Genomic DNA, 506 nt, shown 5'->3' with positions numbered 1-506 from the left:
TCGCCCTGGTCACCGTGAAAGGGCTCGGCGCCGAGGAGGGCGACCTGGTCTACAACAACGCCATCCCGCTGCTGATGCGGGACCTGCTGCCCAACGGGGTGCTCGGCGTCGCGGTGACCGGCCTGGTGGCGTCGTTCATGGCCGGCATGGCCGCCAACGTCAGCGGCTTCAACACGGTGTTCACGTACGACATCTGGCAGGCGTACTTCCGGCGGGACCGGCCGGACGAGTACTACGTGCGGATCGGCCGGATCGCCACCGTCGTGGCCGTGGTGGTCGGGATCGGCACGGCGTTCATCGCGGCCGGGTTCAGCAACATCATGAACTACATCCAGGCGCTCTTCTCGGTCTTCAACGCCCCGCTCTTCGGCACCTTCATCATCGGCATGTTCTGGAAGCGGATGAGCCCGCTCGCCGGCTTCTGGTCGCTGCTCGCCGGCACCGTGGTGGCGCTCGCGACGTACCTGCTCCACCTGGCCGACGTGCTCAGCTTCAACTCGGACCTG

Annotated in this window: 1 pseudogene; it reads left to right on the top strand. The window is 66.8% G+C overall.

Features of this window, described 5'->3' with window-relative positions:
* Positions 1-506, top strand: a pseudogene (locus LQ51_RS09570) (Na+/galactose cotransporter); the annotation flags it as partial.

Origin of the sequence: Micromonospora sp. HK10 (genome assembly GCF_000982955.1) — a bacterium.
In the GTDB taxonomy this organism is placed as follows: Bacteria; Actinomycetota; Actinomycetes; order Mycobacteriales; family Micromonosporaceae; genus Micromonospora.
The sequence above is the reverse complement of the archived record's forward strand: the minus strand, read 5'-3'. Positions and strand labels throughout refer to the sequence as shown.